The sequence below is a fragment of the Rhizorhapis suberifaciens genome (assembly GCF_014200045.1).
Classification (GTDB): domain Bacteria; phylum Pseudomonadota; class Alphaproteobacteria; order Sphingomonadales; family Sphingomonadaceae; genus Rhizorhapis; species Rhizorhapis suberifaciens.
Genome location: NZ_JACHOV010000001.1, coordinates 157,125 through 176,413, shown reverse-complemented (window position 1 = coordinate 176,413; position 19,289 = coordinate 157,125). Strand labels below are relative to the sequence as shown.

The 19,289-nt window shown below is 58.8% G+C and carries 22 protein-coding genes; 13 read left to right on the top strand and 9 right to left on the bottom strand.

Going from position 1 to position 19,289, the window contains the following annotated elements:
* Nucleotides 1-64 precede the first annotated feature (64 nt).
* Complete coding sequence (locus HNQ99_RS00900; RefSeq protein WP_184473756.1) at nt 65-1,339, top strand: cell wall hydrolase; 1,275 nt, start codon at nt 65-67, stop codon at nt 1,337-1,339.
* A gap of 19 nt (nt 1,340-1,358) precedes the next feature.
* On the opposite strand, the gene HNQ99_RS00895 is transcribed toward HNQ99_RS00900, so the two are convergent.
* The 6 genes from HNQ99_RS00895 to HNQ99_RS00870 form a co-directional block, all read right to left on the bottom strand.
* The gene (locus HNQ99_RS00895; RefSeq protein WP_184473755.1) at nt 1,359-3,161 is read right to left on the bottom strand and encodes an acyl-CoA dehydrogenase C-terminal domain-containing protein; all 1,803 of its coding nucleotides are present in this window, start codon (nt 3,159-3,161) and stop codon (nt 1,359-1,361) included.
* 58 nt (nt 3,162-3,219) lie between these two features.
* A complete protein-coding gene (locus HNQ99_RS00890) occupies nt 3,220-3,642 on the bottom strand; it encodes a MerR family transcriptional regulator (RefSeq protein WP_184473754.1) in 423 nt (140 codons plus the stop codon).
* 31 nt (nt 3,643-3,673) lie between these two features.
* On the bottom strand, nt 3,674-4,195 hold the full coding sequence (locus tag HNQ99_RS00885; RefSeq protein WP_184473753.1) for a hypothetical protein: 522 nt from the start codon (nt 4,193-4,195) through the stop codon (nt 3,674-3,676).
* Nucleotides 4,182-4,556: a phosphoribosyl-AMP cyclohydrolase gene (gene hisI / locus HNQ99_RS00880; protein WP_184473752.1), complete on the bottom strand. Its 375-nt coding sequence runs from the start codon at nt 4,554-4,556 to the stop codon at nt 4,182-4,184. Before hisI ends, HNQ99_RS00885 begins: the two co-directional genes overlap by 14 nt.
* A 71-nt stretch (nt 4,557-4,627) precedes the next feature.
* A complete protein-coding gene (locus tag HNQ99_RS00875) occupies nt 4,628-5,005 on the bottom strand; it encodes a response regulator (protein WP_184473751.1) in 378 nt (125 codons plus the stop codon).
* Entirely contained in the window at nt 5,002-7,833 is a 2,832-nt protein-coding gene (locus HNQ99_RS00870; protein ID WP_184473750.1) for an ATP-binding protein, read from the bottom strand. Before HNQ99_RS00870 ends, HNQ99_RS00875 begins: the two co-directional genes overlap by 4 nt.
* Before the next feature lie 234 nt (nt 7,834-8,067).
* Between HNQ99_RS00870 and HNQ99_RS00865 the strand changes: the two genes are divergently transcribed.
* From HNQ99_RS00865 to HNQ99_RS00835, 7 genes are all read left to right on the top strand, one after another.
* The gene (locus HNQ99_RS00865; protein ID WP_246414317.1) at nt 8,068-8,373 is read left to right on the top strand and encodes a hypothetical protein; all 306 of its coding nucleotides are present in this window, start codon (nt 8,068-8,070) and stop codon (nt 8,371-8,373) included.
* Between the two features lie 95 nt (nt 8,374-8,468).
* On the top strand, nt 8,469-8,603 hold the full coding sequence (gene rpmH / locus HNQ99_RS00860) for a 50S ribosomal protein L34 (protein ID WP_184474011.1): 135 nt from the start codon (nt 8,469-8,471) through the stop codon (nt 8,601-8,603).
* A gap of 32 nt (nt 8,604-8,635) precedes the next feature.
* Nucleotides 8,636-9,058: a ribonuclease P protein component gene (gene rnpA, locus HNQ99_RS00855; protein WP_184474012.1), complete on the top strand. Its 423-nt coding sequence runs from the start codon at nt 8,636-8,638 to the stop codon at nt 9,056-9,058.
* Nucleotides 9,055-9,267: a membrane protein insertion efficiency factor YidD gene (gene yidD / locus HNQ99_RS00850; RefSeq protein WP_184473749.1), complete on the top strand. Its 213-nt coding sequence runs from the start codon at nt 9,055-9,057 to the stop codon at nt 9,265-9,267. Before rnpA ends, yidD begins: the two co-directional genes overlap by 4 nt.
* Nucleotides 9,268-9,301: 34 nt before the next feature.
* Entirely contained in the window at nt 9,302-10,999 is a 1,698-nt protein-coding gene (gene yidC / locus HNQ99_RS00845) for a membrane protein insertase YidC (protein WP_184473748.1), read from the top strand.
* Nucleotides 11,000-11,094: 95 nt separating this feature from the next.
* Complete coding sequence (gene yihA / locus HNQ99_RS00840) at nt 11,095-11,736, top strand: ribosome biogenesis GTP-binding protein YihA/YsxC (RefSeq protein WP_184473747.1); 642 nt, start codon at nt 11,095-11,097, stop codon at nt 11,734-11,736.
* A 125-nt stretch (nt 11,737-11,861) separates the two neighbouring features.
* Nucleotides 11,862-12,524 (top strand): glutathione S-transferase family protein, encoded by a 663-nt coding sequence (locus HNQ99_RS00835; RefSeq protein WP_184474010.1) that lies wholly within the window; start codon nt 11,862-11,864, stop codon nt 12,522-12,524.
* A 15-nt stretch (nt 12,525-12,539) separates the two neighbouring features.
* On the opposite strand, the gene HNQ99_RS00830 is transcribed toward HNQ99_RS00835, so the two are convergent.
* Entirely contained in the window at nt 12,540-12,989 is a 450-nt protein-coding gene (locus HNQ99_RS00830; protein WP_184473746.1) for a cupin domain-containing protein, read from the bottom strand.
* A gap of 50 nt (nt 12,990-13,039) precedes the next feature.
* Between HNQ99_RS00830 and dapE the strand changes: the two genes are divergently transcribed.
* Entirely contained in the window at nt 13,040-14,182 is a 1,143-nt protein-coding gene (gene dapE / locus HNQ99_RS00825) for a succinyl-diaminopimelate desuccinylase (protein ID WP_184473745.1), read from the top strand.
* Nucleotides 14,183-14,190: 8 nt separating this feature from the next.
* Here dapE and HNQ99_RS00820 read toward each other — a convergent pair whose 3' ends face one another.
* Nucleotides 14,191-15,093: a pirin family protein gene (locus HNQ99_RS00820; RefSeq protein WP_184473744.1), complete on the bottom strand. Its 903-nt coding sequence runs from the start codon at nt 15,091-15,093 to the stop codon at nt 14,191-14,193.
* Nucleotides 15,094-15,117: 24 nt separating this feature from the next.
* On the bottom strand, nt 15,118-15,402 hold the full coding sequence (locus HNQ99_RS00815) for a BolA family protein (RefSeq protein WP_184473743.1): 285 nt from the start codon (nt 15,400-15,402) through the stop codon (nt 15,118-15,120).
* Nucleotides 15,403-15,453: 51 nt separating this feature from the next.
* Here HNQ99_RS00815 and HNQ99_RS00810 point away from each other — a divergent pair, with 51 nt between their 5' ends.
* From HNQ99_RS00810 to cobT, 4 genes are all read left to right on the top strand, one after another.
* The gene (locus tag HNQ99_RS00810; RefSeq protein ID WP_184473742.1) at nt 15,454-16,068 is read left to right on the top strand and encodes a J domain-containing protein; all 615 of its coding nucleotides are present in this window, start codon (nt 15,454-15,456) and stop codon (nt 16,066-16,068) included.
* Nucleotides 16,069-16,186: 118 nt separating this feature from the next.
* On the top strand, nt 16,187-17,194 hold the full coding sequence (cobS, locus tag HNQ99_RS00805; protein WP_184473741.1) for a cobaltochelatase subunit CobS: 1,008 nt from the start codon (nt 16,187-16,189) through the stop codon (nt 17,192-17,194).
* Between the two features lie 59 nt (nt 17,195-17,253).
* Entirely contained in the window at nt 17,254-17,415 is a 162-nt protein-coding gene (locus tag HNQ99_RS00800; RefSeq protein ID WP_184473740.1) for a HepT-like ribonuclease domain-containing protein, read from the top strand.
* A 3-nt stretch (nt 17,416-17,418) separates the two neighbouring features.
* Complete coding sequence (cobT, locus tag HNQ99_RS00795; RefSeq protein ID WP_184473739.1) at nt 17,419-19,245, top strand: cobaltochelatase subunit CobT; 1,827 nt, start codon at nt 17,419-17,421, stop codon at nt 19,243-19,245.
* Nucleotides 19,246-19,289: the final 44 nt, after the last annotated feature.

Genomic DNA, 19,289 nt, shown 5'->3' with positions numbered 1-19,289 from the left:
AAACGTCTTGGCGCGTTCCGTCTGTGGTGCCGCGAGTGGGGGCTTGGACAGGACTGCGCAAGCCGTGACCGATAGCAATAGCGATGACGCCATGACTTCACCGATGAGCGGAAGGCGTTGGGCCTTGACGCTGCTGCTTCTGGCCGTGATCGCCCTTCCGGCCGCCATTGGGCTGCGAGATCAGCAGCAAAACCCGCATATCCGAAAGATTGACCGGCCGACAAAAGCAACTCAGCTTAGGCCGTCTGCTGCTGCACCAGTGGTTGAGCCGATGGTGGTGCAGTTGGTTGCGCCTCAAAAGGCCCGTCTCCTAAATGCTGCCATTCCCTTTTCGTCGCTGCCCAATCCCGCGGCCAAGCCTTTCAAATTGAAGGTGGCAGACCTTGATCTGGACCGCGCCATCGACTGTTTGGCGGCCGCCCAATGGTATGAGGCCGGAGACGATCCAGTTGGGCAGCGCGCCGTTGCGCAGGTCGTTCTAAATCGCGCCCGCCACCCGGCCTTTCCCAAGACGGTCTGCGGCGTCGTCTTCCAAGGGTCCGAGCGCGCGACAGGCTGCCAATTCACCTTTACCTGCGATGGTGCCCTCGCCCGCACGCCATCTGCCGTCGCCTGGGAACGCGCGCGCCTGATCGCCAAAGAGGCCCTGTCTGGATCAGTGTTCAGCAAGGTCGGCAACGCCACTCATTATCATACGGATTGGGTGGTTCCTTACTGGAGCAGCAGTCTGGACAAGGTGTCCGCGGTTGGAACGCATTTGTTTTTCCGCTGGAAAGGCTGGTGGGGCACATCGGCGGCTTTCAAGGGGGTGTCACCAGGAAAGGAACCTCGCGTCGCCTTGATCGCCCGACTGTCAAAGGCGCATGCAACCAGCGCCATGGATGATGATGAGCTGCCATTGACATTGGCGAGCAGCACCGCCGCCGCCCCACCGCGCTTTACCGGACCGGTCACTCCTGTGGCCGCGGGACAGCGTTTCGGATCAGGGGAAGTGGTTGCGGTTTCGCCGGACGGCGCCTCCTTCATCCTTGCCGTCGATCGCTCTGCCTCACCCAATGGTTTTCAGGCCCAGGCGCAGAAACTATGTGGTGGCCGTCAGCGCTGCAAGGTTCTGGCATGGACAGATCCTGCACGCACTCCCGGAGGCTTTCCGATCATGGACGGCTTACTTGATGCCATGGCCTACAGCTATATGCGCGGAGAGGGTATTGAGCGTTCGCTCTGGAACTGCCAACAACATCCGCGCAGCGTGCAGAGCCAGTGCATGGTGGATCGCAACCCGGTTAAAGTGGCTTTTGGAGCAAGCGGCTTAGCAGCGAACGGCGCGCAACTGAAATAAGCGCGGGTTCAGGGGCCCGTCAGGCCACCGCGAACATTTCTGGATCCAGAGCCATGACCGCCTCCGCACCACCTTCGATTTTCCGGCGCAGCGCTCCCGCATCAGGCATGATCCGTTCGGCAAAGAAGCGCGCTGTCACCAGCTTCGCTTCAAGATATTTGGCATCCCCCTTGCCCGCGTCCAGCATCCGAATGGCGGCGCTGGCCATCCGAAGCCACATCAACCCCACGGATACAATGCCCATAAGGTGCATATAGCTATAAGCCGCCGCGCCGGCATTATTCGGGTTCTGCATTGCATTCTGCATCAGCCACATTGTCGCAGCTTGAAGCTGTCCGTTCGCCCGTTCCAGAGCATCGGCCAGAGCCGAAAGCCTTTCCTGCTTCTTGGCTTCCGCCACTTCCTCCGCGATGATCTTGAACAATAGCTGGATTGCGCGGCCTCCGTTCATAGGCAGCTTGCGGCCAACCAGATCCATCGCCTGAACGCCGTTCGCGCCTTCGTAGATCATCGATATCCGGGCATCTCGGACATATTGTTCGACTCCAGTTTCAACGATGTAGCCATGGCCGCCAAAGATCTGCTGGGCGTTAGTGGCGATGTCATAACCCTTGTCCGTGCCATATCCCTTGATCACCGGCGTCAGGAGCGAAATGAGATCATCAGCGGCCTGCCGCTCCTCTTCGGTGGCTGCATTATGTGCCAGGTCTACTTGCAATGCTCCCCAAAGGCACAGCGCTCGCAGCCCTTCGGTCAGTGCCTTACCTTCCATCAGCATACGGCGCACATCGGGATGAACGAATAGAGGATCAGCCTTTTCCTGGGGTTCGGCGGGGCCGGTCAGCGCCCTGCCCTGCCGCCGCTCGCCCGCATAGATAACAGCGTTCTGTAAGGCCACCTCGCCGAGCGACAGGCCCTGCAACCCAACGGCAAGCCGGGCCGCATTCATCATGATGAACATGGCGGCAAGGCCCTTATTCTCCTCTCCGACCAACCAGCCGGTCGCGCCGTCATAGTTCATGACGCAAGTGGCATTGCCGTGGATGCCCATCTTTTCCTCGATGGAACCGCACGTCACGCCGTTGCGATCACCCAAAGACCCATCTTCGTTCACCAGGAACTTGGGCACAATGAACAGCGAAATGCCCTTGCTGCCTTCCGGACTGCCCGGTACCTTCGCCAGCACCAGATGGATGATATTGTCGGTCAGGTCCTGCTCGCCAGCTGAAATGAAGATCTTGGTGCCGGTTATCGCATAGCTTCCATCGGAATTGGGAACGGCACTAGTCCGGATCAGGCCCAGGTCGGTGCCGCAATGGGGCTCGGTCAGGTTCATCGTCCCGCCCCATTCGCCAGAGATCATCCGGGGCAGATATTTCTCTTTCTGCTCCTGGCTGCCCTTGGCGAGGATCGCCGATACCGCCCCCAGCGCCAGGCCATTATACATGGCAAAGGCCATGTTGGCGCTGATCAGATATTCCTCGAAAGCCGTGGAAAGGACATGGGGCACGCCCTGCCCGCCAAATGCTTCCGGCATGGAGAGCGTCGGCCAACCTGCTTCCACAAATTGCCGGTACGCGTCCTTGAACCCGCTGGGGGTGGTGACGCTGCCGTCCGGATGCCATGTGCAACCTTCGCGGTCCCCGACATGGTTGAGCGGAAACAACACCTCGGCAACAAAACGGCCGCCTTCCGTCAGAACAGCCTCGATCACATCTGGCGAGGCATTCTGAAAGCCTCCAAGATTTGAATAGCGATCCAGTTGCAGGACCTGCTCCAGAACGAATTTGGTATCCCTAATGGGCGCCACGTAGCTGGGCATGTCTTCTCTCCGGCATTTATGAAAGGGCACAATTCCTGAGATGTCAGGATTGGTTAACTCATGCTCCACCTTCCAGCGTGGCGACAAATTTCGACAGTTCCTCGACGGCCGCATCGATATCTTGCCGCTGGCGGGTCAGCAAGTCGATGCGGGCCTCGCATTTGGCCAGGGTAACACGCTTCTGTTCGGCACGACCGTCATTGCGATCATAAAGATCGATCATCTCTCGAATGTCGGCAAGACTGAATCCGACCCGCTTGCCTCTTAGTATCCAGGCAAGCCGCGCCCGGTCGCGGCGCGAATATATCCTGGTCAATCCTCGCCTTTCGGGAGCAATCAGCCCTTCGTCTTCGTAAAAACGCAACGTGCGCGCCGTGACTTGGAATTCCTCACAAAGTTCGGAAATGCTGTAGCTTAACTTATCGTCAAGGTCAGGCATTTCGATACCGGCGATGGACGCCGTCGATGCAGATCGTCGCATGCGTCAGAGCTAATGCAGCTTTACGTTTGCGTCAAGACGCAGCCCTACACATTGGAGCGCCGTCAACTCCGCGGACAGAACGGGCAGTCCGGATATTGGACGAAATTCTGGGCACGGACACCCCGGCAAAGGATGAACGCTCAGAACAAAGCTTATCGCATTCCACATCGACCGCACCGGCAAGCGCCACCCGATCTCCTTCATATTGGGCGACAATTATGCATCGGGATGGCTTGTCGAAGCGCAGAACCAATAGCTGCCCCGCCCGCTTCGCCCTGCCCCTGCCGAAACATCTCGATTTGTCGCCCGAGGTGGCAACAGCGCCAAATCTGTACTCGCGATCCCCATCGGGGGTCATGCAAAGCATGTCGGTTCCCGCTTCATGGCGACGCATGAACAGACCCGCAGGGTCCATCCGCGAAACGTCGGCAATGGCTCCGCTTTCTATTGCGGCCTGCTCAAGGTCGGGACTGTCATCTACTGGAGGACTGGAGGGCGATTGCCCGCTGCACGCGGCCAGCAGCAGGGCCAAGGCAGGACTAGTCAGCTTCATCCGGCACATAGTCCAGCCCCTCGGCCGTCAGCCGCCGGTAGAAACAAGTCCTGCGCCCGGTATGACAGGCGGGCCCGGCTGGGTCGGCCTTCACCCAAAGAGCATCCTGGTCACAATCGATCCGCATTTCGACAACATGCAGAAAATGCCCCGAGGTCTCTCCCTTTTTCCATAAGCTCTGCCGGCTGCGGGACCAGAAATGCGCAATACCGGTTTGTTGCGTCAGCACCAGAGCCTGGGCATTCATATGCGCCACCATCAGGACGTCACCGCTCCCATGGTCAGTAACCACTGCCGTGATCAGCCCATTGGCATCATATTTGGGATCAAGAACCGCCCCACTTTCTCGAACATCGCTCATATCCCCACTCTATAGTGGGTTAGCGACGGATTTACAAAAGGTTCAAGGATGGCGCTATGCTTGGCTGGGAACTATCCCGCTCGCACTTGAAGAAGCGCATTCACCAGGGTCGCTTCCACATAGGGTTTGGACAGAACGGTACTATCTGGATAGCGGTCGTCCAGACCGGAAGGCCCGTAGCCGGTCGCAAACAGGAATGGAATATCGTGCGCCGCCAACGCATCGGCCACGGGATAAACCCGCTCCCCGCCCAGATTGACGTCCAATATGGCCGCGTCCACGCGAGGCGCGACCTTTTCGACCTGGTCAAGCGCTTGCCCCACTGTTCCAGCGAGACTTACAACCTCGCAGCCCAAATCCTCAAGCATCTGCTCCAATAGCATTGCCACCAAAGCTTCGTCTTCGACTACGAAAAGGCGCAACCCGCGCAGCGGTTCGGGCATGGTCATACCGGCGAAACCTTGTGGGACGCGGGAAGGCGAATTCTGCCGTTGAAGCCCTGGGGATCATAACGCAAATCCACTTCTCCATCCAATTCTCGGGTGAGGCCTTGTTCCACCAGCCGGGTGCCAAATCCCCGGCGGGCGGGCGGTGCGACCTTGGGGCCGCCCTGTTCGTTCCAAAATAATTCTATGACCGGTGGGACGCTCGTCCTGTCCACATTCCAACAAACGTCCAGCCGTCCCTCCGCCACCGACAGCGCACCATATTTGGCGGCATTGGTAGCAAGTTCATGAAAGGCCATGTTCAGCGTGACCGCCGCATTAGGACTAAGCATCACCATTGGCCCGCCAAAAATGATCCGCGGCGGTGCATTAATGGCTGAGGGCGCATAGGGCGCGAGCGTACGGCCGATGACATCCATCAGCGAGGCCCCCTCCCAGGAAGCCTCGGTCAGCAAGTCATGGGCTCCCGCCAAGGCGGTAATGCGGCCTTCGAAAAGCTCGCTGAACTGCTCAGGCGATGCAGCGCTCCTTCGGGTCTGCATGGCAATCGACTGCACAGTGGAAAGCGTGTTCTTCACCCGGTGATTGAGCTCATCAAGCAGCAGCCGCTGCCGTTCCTCAACCCATTTGCGTTCGGTGATATCCATGTAAACGGCGGTAGCCTCGACCGCCTTGCCCCAGCTATCCCGCTCTATGTGGAAGCGGGCAGCCAGCCAATGGACCGTACCATCGGGCCAAATCACCCGGTGCTCGACTTCCAGATATTCGGTATCGCCGATCAGGGCCTGTGCCCTTGAGCGTTCGACAGTCAGCCAGTCTTCCGGATGATAAGCGGCGCGAATGTCCTCAAGCGTGAGCTGCCGTTCGGCGGGCTGTCCGTAAAGGAGGGCGAAGCCGGGAGTGTGGATGATACCGTCCGCTTTCAAGTCGAATATGGCTTCACCCATGCGGGCCGTCTCCATGGCCAGACGGAGCTTGGCTTCAGCGCGGGCGGTTACGAGTTCATTTTCCTTAAGCGCTGCCTCCCGGCGCATCTTGCCCAAGCGCAGCGCTGCATCGATCCGCGCCAGAAGCTCGCGTGCGCCAAAGGGCTTGACGATATATTCGTCAGCGCCGGCCTCTAACCCCTCGATCCGGGCCTCCGGACCAGCGCGGGCAGAAAGAAGCATCACAGGCAAAGTCTCCGTCCCAGGATCGGCGCGCAGCGTCCGGAGCAGACCAAAGCCGTCCAACCGGCCCGGCATCATCACATCGGTCAGTACAAGATCGGGATGAGGCGACTCCTTTAGCGCCGAGAGCACGGCATCGCCGTTTGAAACCGCATGCACCTCATAGCCAACTCCTATGAGGACACGGGCGACATAAGCACGCATGTCCGCATTATCATCGGCCAGCAAAATACGCCTTCCAGTGCCGACCCCGTCGATTGCGGGCATATCTGCGGCCATGGAGACATCGCTGGACGGCAACCAATGCTCAGCTTCCCGCGCATAGCCCAAAGCCTGCGGGCTCACCGAAGAAGAAAGGGCTTCGTCGCCTGTCCCTCCCTGCAGATCCTGACGGCGAAGGGGCATGGTCACGACGAAACTGGTGCCCTTCCCCGGTTGGCTGTCCGCAGTAATTTCGCCTTCATGAAGGCGCACAAGCTCTCGCACAAGCGAAAGGCCGATGCCGCTTCCCTCATGACTACGGCCGGGCTGCCCCTGAACCCGGTGGAAGCGTTCAAAAATGAGCGGCAGTTCCTCCGCCGGAATGCCGACGCCGCTGTCCCGAACGGTCAGCTCAACCATCTCGTCCACTTGGCGCAGCGACACGGCGATTTCACCCTGAAGGGTAAATTTGAAGGCATTGGAGATCAGGTTGAGGACGATCTTCTCCCACATGTCCCGATCGACCGAGACAGGGGCGTCCATTGGAGGGCAGTCAATCCTGAGGGCAAGGCCTGCATCTGAACAGGCAGAGTCGAAATGACTGGCGAGTTCCGACGTCATCTCCGGAAGGTTAGTGTCCTGAAATCGAGTCTTGACCCGCCCCTCTTCCAGCCGCGAGAAATCCAGCAAGGCATTGACCAGTTTCTGCAGGCGCAAGGCGTTCCGCTGAGCACTTTGCACGAGCAGCCGGTCTTCGTCCGTCAGGAGGCGCTCCATCAACTCCTCGAGCGGTCCCAGCATAAGGGTTAAAGGTGTTCTAAATTCGTGCGATATGTTGGCGAAGAATTCCGTCTTCAACCGATCCAGATTTTCCAGTCGCGAGTTCGCCTCCACCAGTTGTTCCGACATCGCCTTCAGCTGGCGATTTGCGTCCTTGAGCTCAGTGCCGCTTCGCCGAACTTCGGCCTCAAGCTTATCGCGCGCGCGAACGCTTCCGGATCGGCCCAAAATGGCCGCGCTTTTATCCCGGCGAGCGACGATGAAATCCGTGATATCCTCGACCCGGTGCAGAATATGGCTGATACGCCCGTCCGCGTCCTTGATTGGGGTGTTGATAGGGCTCCAGTAGCGGATCTCGAAGCGACCGGAACCGTCACGGAGCTGAATATCATAGCGCTGCACACCCAGGACATCGACCGCACCGTCCCGAAGCACACGGTCCAATGAGGTGCGGAGGTCGCTTGCCCCAGTGTCCGCCTGAGGATCGGCGTCGGCATCTGGAAACACTTCGAACAACCCCCGTCCCAACATCAATGAGCGCTCAGTTCCAGTGGCGCGAACATAAGCTTGATTGACCTCGATGATGGTATATCGGGGCGGATCGGCGGAAAGCAGCAGATAAGGTCCCGGAGCAGCATCGAATATCGCCCTGAAATCTATGGCCGGGTCCGATCTGGCCATGACCTTATCCCCGCCTGAAAATGAGCGATTTGGCAGCTGGCAATCGTTGAAGCGACATGTTGAGCACTCCCAAATCGGGCGGTGCGACCAATATTTTCATTGACTTAACCTAATTCAAAAGCTGCATTCTTGCAATCACCGCGCCGTCGTTTCGGGTCGGAATCTAAACTGAAACAGCGTCATTCCGGCGCAAGCCGTCTTGCCCTGCGAGTTGGCGCTCCCCAAATTCCGTTCATGTCGATGGTTAATGGCAACCGGACCCTATGGAAGGAAAGGCTGCGCCTTTTTTTTCTGGTGCTTGGCATCATGCTGATGCTGCTGGCGCCGGTGGTGGGCGTACTACCGGGTCCGGGGGGCGTGATTCTGATGGCCGGAGGTCTTGCCCTTACCCTGAAGAACAGCAATTGGGCGAAGCGCCTTTACGTTCGCTTCAAGCAGCGCTGGCCGAAATATGGCAGTTGGGCCGACTGGAGCCTTCGGCGCAGGAGCCATTTCAGACGTCTCAAGAGAAAAGAGCAAGCCAGGGAAGCCAAAGATTGACTCATGGTCCGCTTTTGCCTATCGGCCCTTTCCATCTGAGGCCGCCCGGCTGTGGCGGCCCTTTTCATTATGCTATTTGACTTGAGGAATGAGCGATGAAGCGCACCTATCAGCCGAGCAAAATCGTGCGCAAGCGGCGTCACGGGTTTCGGTCACGCATGGCGACTCCGGGCGGCCGCAATGTGCTGCGCGCGCGCCGCGCACGCGGCCGCAAGTCGCTGAGCGCCTGATCCGACCGGAAGATGCGCGCGCCGTCCTGACAATCGGCAGGCGCGCTGATTTCCTGGCAGCGAACAAAGGCAGACGGGCGCCCATGCCTGGTTTCGTCCTGCTGGTTCGCGACCGCGCGGATGGCGATCCGGTGAAACGGTTGGGTATTACTGTTACGAAAAAAATTGGCGGCGCTGTCGTCCGGAACCGGATGAAGCGCCGTTTTCGCGCTCTGGCGCGGGAGTTGCTGCCGACGCTGGGCCAGGCCGGAGCCGATCATATCCTGATCGGGCGCGTCGGCGGCCTGGAGCGGGATTTCGACCTGCTTCGCGAGGAGATGGCGAAAGCGCTGCGGAAGTTGGGGGACAGTGCCAGCTCGCGAAAGCAGGAGCATAGAGGGCCAGAACGTCGGGCTCGTGAACCTGAACCTGGGCTCCTGCCTTCGCAGGAGCACGGGAGCGATGGCAAACCATGATCGCCCGCTTCTTCATCCTGATTGCGCGCCTCTGGCAAGTTGGTCCTTCCCGGGTTCTGCCCCCTTCCTGCCGCTACGCGCCCAGCTGTTCGGAATATGCAATTCAGGCGCTCTATAAATATGGTGCGCTAAGGGGTGGCTGGCTGGCGATCAAACGGCTAATGCGATGCCATCCGTGGGGCGGGTCGGGTTTCGATCCGGTTCCTTGATCGAGCGATAACCAAAGAGATTCGGGAGTTTTACGTGGACGACAAGCGCAACATCATCCTGGCGGTCGTGCTGACGGCATTGATCCTGTTCGGATGGCCCTATGTCGCCGAGAAAATATCCCCGACCCCCAAGCAGCCGCCACGCCAGGCGCAACAGGTTGCCCCGGCAACCGACAATGGCCCGGTAGCCGCGGAAAGCGGCGCGAAGGCCATTCGACCCCTGAAGCAAGTGCTGGGCGAAGATCCCCGTCTCCCCATCGAGACACCCAAGCTTACCGGATCCATCAACCTTAAAGGCGCGCGGATCGACGACATCGTACTTCCCACTTACAAGCAGACGATCAAGAAGGACTCTTCGGACGTCCATCTATTTGCGCCCAGCGGCACCAAAGATGCCTATTTTGGCGGCTTTGGCTGGACCGGCGATGGCCTGAAGGCGCCAGACGCCAACACTATATGGACGGCAAGCGGCAAAAAGCTGACGCCGACAAGCCCGGTGACGCTCAAATGGAACAATGGCCAGGGACAGCTTTTTGAAATCAAGCTGGCTGTGGACAATGATTATATGTTCACCGTCACACAAAAGGTAACGAATACTGGCAGCGGCGCGGTAGGCGTCCGACCTTATGGCTATATCAGCCACAAGGGCGTGTCGGAGGACCCCAGCAGCTGGACCATTCATACCGGACCGATAGGCGTGTTCGACGGCAAGGCCAATTATGACGTCGACTTCAAAGATCTGGACGAAGATGGCGATGCAGGCTTCACTAGTTCAGGAGGCTGGATTGGCTTTACGGACAAATACTGGCTCTCGGCCCTGGTGCCCGATCAGAAGACTGCGGTCAGCTCCAAATTCCGCAAGGGCGACGATGATCTGTATCAAGCCGATTTCAGCCTGAATCCCGCGCTGCTGGTTCCCGGAAAATCCGTCAGCCAGACCTCCCGGCTGTTCGTCGGAGCCAAGGAAACCAAACTGCTCGAGCGCTATCAGGATGAGGGGATCACTTTGTTCGACCGCGCGATCGATTGGGGTTGGTTCTACTGGTTCGAAAAGCCGATCTTCTTTGTGCTTCACTGGCTGTTCGAGGCCATTGGCAATTTTGGCGTGGCGATCATCTGCCTCACCTTCATTGTTCGGTTGCTGATGTTCCCTATCGCGCAGAAGCAGTTCGCCTCAATGGCAGCGATGCGGGCGGTGCAGCCGAAGATGAAGTTGCTGCAGGAAAAATATAAAAACGACAAGCCCAAGCTGCAGCAAGAGATGATGGAGTTGTACCGCAAGGAAAAGGTCAATCCGCTTGCCGGCTGCCTTCCCATGTTCCTACAAATCCCGATTTTCTTCGCCCTCTACAAGGTGCTGATGCTGACGATCGAAATGCGGCACCAGCCATTCGTGCTGTGGATCAAGGATCTGTCCGCACCCGATCCGTTGCACATTTTGAACCTGTTTGGCCTGTTGGATTTCAACCCACCCGCATTCCTGGGCATTGGCGTGCTTGCGTTGCTGCTGGGTATTACCATGTGGCTGCAGTTCAAGCTCAATCCGGCCCAGATGGATCCGACGCAGCAGCAGATATTCATGATCATGCCGTGGATGATGATGTTCATCATGGCCCCCTTCGCTGCGGGCCTGCTGGTCTACTGGATTACTTCCAACATCCTCACCATCGCGCAGCAGAAATGGCTCTACAGCCGCCATCCCGCGCTGCGCGAGCCGGTGAAGGCCGAGTAATGCTTCATGCTCTCGCCATCCCAGCGACGGCGGGATCCTCCGGATGGGTCAGGAGATGGATTCCCGCCTTCGCGGGAATGACGTTTGGAATATAAATGACAGAAGCACCAGAACAGGACCCCATCGAAACTGCGCGGAAGACTTTCGCGGGACCGATCGCGTTCCTGAAATCCGCCCCGGATCTTAAATTCTTGCCTGATCCGGTGGTCAAGGAAGTGGCCTTTGCAGGGCGGTCCAATGTGGGCAAGAGTTCGCTGCTGAATGCGCTGACCGGCCGCAACGGACTGGCGCGCACGTCCAACACGCCCGGCCGCACGCAGGAACTCAACTTCTTCGACGTCGGGGAACCCTTGCTCTTTCGCCTGGTGGACATGCCGGGCTATGGCTTTGCGAAGGCGCCCAAGGATATTGTCCGCAAATGGCGTTATCTGGTGAACGACTATTTGCGCGGCCGGTCAGTGCTGAAACGCACCCTGCTCCTGATCGACAGCAGGCATGGCATCAAGGACGTGGACCGCGATATCATGAAGATGCTGGACGATGCGGCTGTCAGCTACCGCATCGTGATGACGAAGGCCGATAAAGTGAAAGCAAGCGACCTTACCGCCACCTGCGATGCCGTCACCGCCGAAATCCGCAAGCGCCCGGCGGCGCATCCGGACATCGTGATCACCTCCAGCGAAAAAGGCATGGGAATTGCGGAACTGCGGGCCGCCGTGATCGATGCGCTGGAATAGCGCTTAACTCTTGCCCTTTCCCGTCATTCCCGCGTAGGCGAGAATCCATCTCCTGATCTCGCATCAGGCGGATAGTCCGGGAGCTCGATCCCCCTTCGCGGGGATGACGGGGAATATTTATGACCATGAAACTCTTCATAGGAAACAAGGCCTATTCCAGCTGGTCCCTGCGCGGCTGGCTGGCGTGCAAGCAGGCGAGTCTGCCTTTCGAAGAGATTGTCGTTCCGCTTTACGATCAGGAATGGGAAAAGCGCCGCCAAGGCGACGAGTTCGCGCCATCCTCCGGAAAGGTGCCGATCCTGTGGGACGGCGAAACCGTAGTGTGGGACAGCCTCGCCATTGTCGAATATCTGAACGACAAAACCGGCAACAGCCGCTTTTGGCCGGAACTGGCTGCCGCACGCGGCATGGCGCGTTCCATGGCGGCGGAAATGCATTCAAGCTTCAACGCGCTCCGCCGCGAGCACAGCATGAACATCCGCCAGATCTATGAGGCCCACCAGCCCTCGGCGGAAGTCATGCAGGACATCGAACGCATCATGCAGCTCTGGGCCGAGGCGCGGGCCCGCTTCGGCGGCGAGGGGGATTTCCTGTTCGGCGAATTCGGCGCGGCGGACATCATGTTCGCGCCGGTGGTGACTCGCTTCATCACTTACTCGCTCCCCGTCGCCCGTTTTGCCCAATCCTATATGCAGGCAGTGATCAGCCATCCCTTCATGCAGGAATGGATCGGCGGCGCGCAGGCGGAGGACTGGGTGATTGAAAGGTTTGAAAAGCCGGTGGAGTAACCCCCTGTTCCGCACTCAAAATTCGCTGCCATCCTTGCGTCTCTGCCGTCCCACCTTCGCGTCCAGGTGCATGTCGATATCAGGATAGTGACAATCCGTGTCGCTCGGCTTTCCAATGACCACGAACACGCACTCCGACGTACTTTCATTGACGACATGATGCGCGTTACCATCGCCCTTGGGATAGGCCACACAATCGCCGGACCGAAGGAGGGTTCGTCCCGAATTGTCGATCAGCACGGCTTCCCCGGCCAGCATCACCAGGAATTCATCCTCGCCCTCGTGCCAATGTCGTTGCCCGGACCAGGCGCCCGGCTTCAGCACCACATGACTAACCCCAAAATCCCTAATGCCGCTGACCGGCGCCAGCCGCCTATACCAGCGCCCTTGCACCACGTCGGCATATTCAGGCGGATAGCCAGTAGCATTGGTCTGGGGGATCGCTTCAAGGTCGAGCTTCGGCATTGAAACATCTCCTTCTGGTAAAAACCGCGCCGCTGCGCTAACCGGCGCGAATGGATAGCGCCCATTCTTCTTTGACCGATCCGGTGGCCCTTGCAAGCCGCCTGATCGCCTGCCCGTCGGTGACTCCCGCCACGGGCGCGGTCTTCGAAGTGCTGGAGGAGATGCTGGTCGCGCTTGGTTTCGATGTCGAACGCTTCATCAGCGGTTCGGCACCGGATGGGCCGGTCGAAAACCTCCTTGCCCTGCGCGGCAATGGCGAAGGACCGCATTTCGCCTTTGCTGGGCATCTGGACGTTGTGCCGCCCGGCAATGGCTGGTCCACCGATCCTTTTGAGCCGACCCAGCAGGGCGACCTGCTATATGGCCGCGGCGCAGTCGACATGAAGGGAAGCATTGCGTGCTTTGTCGCCGCGCTGGCCCGTTCCGAGGTTCAGCCCGGCAGCATCAGCCTGATCATTACCGGCGATGAGGAAGGCGCGGCGGTTTACGGCACGTTGGCGCTCATGGACCGGATGGCAGAGCGCGGCGTGCGGCCAGACCTTTGCCTGGTCGGCGAACCCACGTCGGTCAACCGCCTGGGCGACATGATGAAGATCGGCAGGCGCGGCTCCGTCAATATGTGGATCAGCGTCAAGGGCACGCAGGGGCACGTCGCATATCCACATTTGGCGAATAATCCGATCAGCCCGCTGATCCGTATTCTTGCTGCCATAGAGGCAATCGACCTGGATCAGGGGACGAAGTGGTTCCAGCCCAGCAATATCGAGATTACCGATCTGGAGGTCGGCAACCCGGCCACCAACGTCATTCCCGCCGAGGCCAAGGCACGCATCAGCATCCGCTTCAACGATCAGCATAGCGGCGTGGAACTGGTGGAGCGAATTCGCGCTATCGTCGAGGCCGAAGGGGGCGAATTGCTGGCGAAGATCAGTGGCGAACCCTTCTTCACTCCTCCGGGCGGATTTTCGGACATGATTTCTGCTGCGATCCGCGATGCAACCGGTGTGGAACCTGAACTTTCCACCAGCGGCGGCACGTCAGACGCGCGTTTCCTCTCGCGGCTCTGCCCGGTTGTCGAATTCGGCCTTTGCAACGCGACCATGCATAAATTGGATGAGGCCGTCGCAGTGCAGGATCTGGAAACGCTGACGACAATCTATAGCGACGTGCTAAGGCGCGCCCTTAGCCGTTGACGTGCTGATCAGGGATAGCTGACCGTCTTCGGCGTTCCTTTTGGGATCGGAATATATTCTTCGGCGTCGCCCGGAATTTTGGCGAAGCGCCCCGCTTCCCAATCTTCTCTCGCGGCCATAATGCGGTCCTTGCTCGAGGATACGAAGTTCCACCAGACATGGCGTGGGGTGGTAAAAGCCTCGCCTCCGCACAACATCACCCGAGCGCCATCGACACTGCGCAACGTGATGCTGGTCCCAGGCCTAAGGACATATAAGGTCATCGGCCGCAATGCGAGGTTGTCGAGCGCGGCATCCCCTCCGGCCAGGTAAATGGCGCGCTCCTCCGCATCGCAGTCGATGGGTATGGCCCCTCCGGGTTGCAGGTTGATGTCCGCATAGATCGTGTTGGCATAAGTGGTGACAGGAGCCGCCTGCCCCCATAATTTGCCCATGATCACCCGTGCTCGCGCCCGATGAGCGTCGACGAGCGGAAGCGATGCTTCGGGAACATGTTCAAAGGCGGGATCCATTTCTTCCCGTCCGTCGGGCAGAGCAAGCCAGGTTTGTATCGCCGAAATCTTCGATGCCTTCGCACGATCCGCATCAGGCGAGCGCTCGCTATGGACTATGCCGCTTCCCGCCGTCATCAGATTGACGGCGCCCGGCTCAATCGGCTGGCAGGAACCAAGAGAATCCCGGTGCAGGAAGCTGCCCTCATACATATATGTCACGGTGGCCAGATTGATGTGCGGATGAGGCCGTACGTCGACACCCTGCCCCGGTTCCAGCTTTGCTGGCCCGGCTTGATCGAAAAAGATGAACGGCCCGACCATCGTGCGGTCCGGCGATGGCAAGGATCGGTAGACCCGAAAATCACCAAGATCATGGCTGACAGGCGTAATAGTCTGGATCACCGGTATATTGGTCATGGGCTTACCTCCAGGTCGGCAGAATCATTCGCCGGGCGCGCTGGCTTTGATGGCAAGCGCATGGACTTTTTCAGCGAGCACGTCCGCAAGAGCTTTGTTCACCATGCGCTGACGGTTGACGCGGCTTTGACCGGCAAAGGCTTGCGACACGATCTCTACGGTAAAATGGCTTTCGCCTGAACCGTCATCGCCCATATGGCCGCTATGCTTGGCACTGTCATTGATGACGGATAGATGAAGGGGAGAGAGAGCTGCATGCAGCCTTTGTTCGATTTCGGTGGCCACGGGGCCTTTCGGTGATTGGGTCATCGTCCCTATATACCGCTTTCGATTCCAACTTTAAGCGTTGACGGCAGAATTTTGGCAACCGGTCCATCAGAAGAAAGAAGAAAGCATGAACGCTTCCACGGGCGCGTAGCGGGGCGGCAAGCATGCTGCGCCGTGGCTGGATGCGATCAGGCAGGTGAATTCCGCGCACCGCAAGAAGGAGGGCGGCAGGGCCAGCCCGATAATCAGGGGTCCTGGCTATGGCTTTGCCTGGATCATGTGCGGGAATTCAATCAACGGTACAATTATTTTTCAGGCATGACGACTGAGGAAATCCAAGAGGCGCAGCGCCCCTATGCCGGGTGGGAACGCGAAACCCGCGCCTTTTCTTCCAGTGCGGCATCTCCGCCTCCCCGCTGGCAGGATTTTGCAGACCCGCTTGATGCGATCGGGGCGCGATACAAGGAAAAGTTAAAAAAAGTGCACGCGCGGCAGGACGGAAAGCCTTTGTCGAGCGACGACCGCAAAGCGCTTCGAACGCTGGGCCTAGCGACCGATGCCGACCGAAAAGCATTGCGCGCGCGCTATACCGAATTGGTCCGCAAATATCATCCTGACAAGAATGGCGGCGACCGCAGCTTCGAGAAAGCATTGCAGGACGTGATCTCAGCTTATACGCACCTGCGAAAGGCACCCGCCTTTGGGTGATTCTGACCTCCGCCCGTCCTTGCGCGGTTAACGGCGTACCAGTGGATGGAAAAACATGTCTCGACTTTGCTCGACATAAGCGGAATTGTGAATTTAGAGATTTTTACAAGGCAAGCACATGACCGACATTCCTAACGCCCAACCTGATACGCGTGCCGAGACGCTGATGGACACGCCCGACAAGGTCGTCAATGTCCGCAAGGTCTTCGGTATCGACATCGATCTGGAAGTCCCGGCCTTTTCCCAGGCGGATGAACGCGTGCCCGACATCGACCCTGCCTATGTGTTCGATCCGGACACCACGATGGCGATCCTTGCTGGTTTTTCGCACAATCGACGCGTGATGGTGCAGGGCTATCATGGCACCGGCAAGTCCAGCCATATCGAGCAGGTGGCAGCGCGACTCAACTGGCCTTGCATCCGCATCAATCTCGACGCGCACATCAGCCGCATCGACTTGGTCGGCCGCGACGCCATCGTGCTGAAAGACGGGCAGCAGGTAACGGAGTTCAAGGAAGGCTTGCTCCCCTGGGCCTTGCAGCACCCTGTGGCGCTCGTGTTCGACGAATATGACGCCGGACGCCCCGACGTAATGTTCGTTATCCAGCGCGTTCTGGAAACCGACGGCAAGATGACCTTGCTCGATCAGAACCGGGTGATTCGCCCCAATCGCTGGTTCCGTCTGTTCGCTACCTCCAACACCATTGGCCTGGGTGATACGACCGGCCTGTACCACGGTACGCAGCAGATCAACCAGGGCCAGATGGATCGCTGGAATCTAGTGGTGACGCTGAACTATCTGCCCGCTGCGACCGAGGCGCAAATCGTGCTCGCCAAGTCCGGCGAATATGATCATGAGGGCGGGAAGAAGACCGTTGAAAACATGATCAAGGTGGCCGAGCTGACACGCCGCGGTTTCATCAATGGCGACATTTCTACCGTCATGAGCCCTCGCACCGTGATCAGCTGGGCGCAAAACGCACTGATTTTCAACAGCGTCGGATTTGCCTTCCGCCTCTCGTTCCTCAACAAATGCGATGAGGCGGAGAGGACGCTGGTGGCGGAATATTATCAGCGCGTCTTCGGTGACGACCTGCCGGAAAGCGTCGTGGGACGAGCGGAGTGACAAAGGCTTCCCTCCTGGCCTGATCGTCGAAGGCAGTTATCAAAATTGGATCTGATTGGATGAGTATTATTGCACCGAACATTCCTACAGGAGCAGTTCGCGGATTGAGCAACATGCTTCGTCATGAATATGATGCGATTGATCTCCGTTCGCTATTTAACACGATAATGGATGATCTTCCGGTGTTGCGGCAAGCCTGTATCTCCGCATTGGTCAAATAAGCGATGACTCAACGCTCCGCCCTGGATGAATTCAAGGCCGTGCTGGGCGGCGCGGCGCGGGCCGTTGCCGCGGATTCTGAGGTGGAATTGAACTTCACGGCCGATCCGCCGCACAGTGCAGGGAAGCATATCCGCGTGCCAATGCCCGGACGCAACCTGCCTGCCGATCAGGTGGCTGAAGCGCGCGGCTTTGCGGACAGTTATGCACTGAAGCTGCGGCATCACAACGCGGCAATACACGCTCGAGGAGCGCCTGGCGACGCGATCGCTCGTGCCGTGTATGACGCCGTCGAGCAGGTCCGGGTCGAAGCGATTGGTTCGCGTCAGATGGAGGGTGTGGCCGCCAACCTTAACCACGCCCTTGCGATGCGGATGCGTTCCGACCCAATCAGCCGCGCACGGAATGTGAATGAAGTGCCGCTTTCCACCGCAATCGGGTTGTTGGTCCGTGAGCGGCTGACCGGTCAAACTCCTCCTCAGAGCGCTCAAGCCGGCGTTGACCTCGTCCGCCAATGGATTGAGGACAAGGCGGGATCTGATCTCGATGCACTGGGTCTTGCCCTGGACGACCAACATGCTTTCCAGACATTGAGCACCGCCCTGCTCGAACATTTGGACCTTGTCGATGCCGAGGCACCTCCTGAACAGGCGGAGGATGAAGGCTCCGACGAACAGGAGGAGGAAGGCCAGGATGAACAGGAAGGCGAGGATCAGGAAAGTCAGGGCGACAGCGATCAGTCCGTAGAATCGCGCCAGCAGCAGGACAGCGGCGACGGCGAGCAGACCGACGCGGAATATAGCGACGAAGACTTCAACTCCGACGGTCAGGGCGATGCTGGCGACATGGGCGAAGAGGGCATGATGCCTGTGCGGCCTAATCGCCCGCCCGCCGACCTCAACGCACAGTTCAACTACAAGATCTGGACCCCCGGCTATGATGAAATTGTTACGGCGGAGGAGCTTTGTGACGAGGAAGAACTGAACCGCCTGCGCGGTTTCCTTGACCAACAGCTTGTTCACATGCAAGGCGCGGTGACGAAGCTTGCCAACCGCCTGCAGCGGCGGCTTATGGCGCAGCAAACGAGGTCTTGGGATTTCGACCAGGAAGAGGGGCTGCTCGACGCTGCCAGGCTGGCCCGTGTGGTCGTCAATCCTACCCACAGCCTGTCCTACAAGGCCGAACGGGACACCGAATTTCGTGATACCGTCGTCACGCTGCTGATCGACAATAGCGGCTCGATGCGGGGGCGCCCGATCAGCATTGCGGCGATCAGCGCGGACATTCTGGCCCGCACATTGGAACGCTGCGGCGTGAAGACGGAGATACTCGGCTTCACCACCCGCGCCTGGAAGGGTGGGCAATCCCGCGAAGATTGGCTGGCCGCCGGTCGCCCTCCCCAACCCGGCCGTCTCAACGACCTGCGCCATATCATCTACAAGAAAGCAGACGAACCCTGGCGGCGCGCTCGCCGTAACCTTGGCCTGATGATGCGCGAAGGCCTGCTTAAGGAAAATATCGACGGAGAGGCGCTGCTCTGGGCGCATAACCGTCTGATCGGCCGGACTGAAGACCGCCGCATCCTGATGGTGATCAGCGACGGGGCGCCCGTCGATGACAGTACTCTTTCGGTCAACAGCGGCACATATCTGGAACGCCATTTGCGTCAGGTGATCGATTGGATCGAAAACCGTTCACCGGTGCAGCTTATTGCTATCGGCATCGGCCATGACGTGACACGCTATTACCGCCGCGCCGTCACCATCATGGATGCCGAACAGCTCGGCGGGACAATGGTGGAGCAACTTGCGGGGCTGTTCGACGAGGATTGATTTGCTTTTATACTGTCGTGGAAGCGAGACCCTTGCACATTGCA